Origin of the sequence: Halorubrum sp. Atlit-26R (genome assembly GCF_003666015.1) — an archaeon.
In the GTDB taxonomy this organism is placed as follows: domain Archaea; phylum Halobacteriota; class Halobacteria; order Halobacteriales; family Haloferacaceae; genus Halorubrum.
Map to the genome: position 1 here is coordinate 1 of NZ_QPLT01000139.1, position 899 is coordinate 899.

At 51.3% G+C, this 899-nt stretch carries 1 protein-coding gene; it reads left to right on the plus strand.

Features of this window, described 5'->3' with window-relative positions:
* Positions 1-474 precede the first annotated feature (474 nt).
* On the plus strand, positions 475-899 hold a 425-nt coding region (locus tag DVK07_RS22480; RefSeq protein ID WP_147441263.1), incomplete at its 3' end, for a hypothetical protein.

Consider the following 899-nt stretch of genomic DNA (forward strand, 5'->3'; position numbering starts at 1 on the left):
GCTGAACCGGAGTCTGTTTAAGAACGATACTTTCCTCGGTTATCGGTGCGATAGGTCATACGGATCTATTCACGTTAACAGGGTGAGTGAGTACGTTACCGTGCATACATCGAGGATACTGATGGCATTCGTACGCGACCCAGTGGGGTCGAGGTCGAAAACCACCTTCCAGAAGTCTGGAATTCCATATACTCTGTATACCCACGATTACTCCAGACTATTGTATAAAGTCGGAAGGTCACTCACAGGACTATCTTGACACCAGTTCGGTTCAAGTGCTATAGGGGGGAAGTATATAAACGACCAATTATTACGACCGGTTGCAACAGCCAACATCGGGAGCATCCAACCAGAAACCACCAGGATGCACATCCGGACCACTAGCTTGGTACCCTAATCCCTGGTATCGTAGTAAGTTGCGCGCACGAGACCGGCGTGCGCACACCGGTCGTTGGTTGTGGGAGCGCCCACAACATGACACGAGATAATAGCAACAGCTACGACACCACGGACGTTCGCACTACAACCACCAGCATCAGCCCGACAATTCCCGAGAACGCCGGGATAACGAGGACAGAACCTGGCGCGTCAGCAGGTAGAGTCGTGCTGACTGGCCATAATACGATCACGGAAGTCTGGCAGGGTCTCGTTGCGGATCCAGAGATCCGCGATTATCTGGTTATCGCAGCTAGAAAGGCTGTGGTTGGATTAGACCGCGATGAAGTCGAAAAATTCCTGGATTCGCTTCGTATCACTAACACCCCTCAGATGCACCACTACCCCGAAGATCTGATTCTTGACCTGCGATGGTCAGCAGCAAGAGCAAAAGAAAGCGGATGGGAACTCTCTGAGATCGCACCAGAACTTGGTACTGGTTCGTCAAGCGTTGAGGACATTAT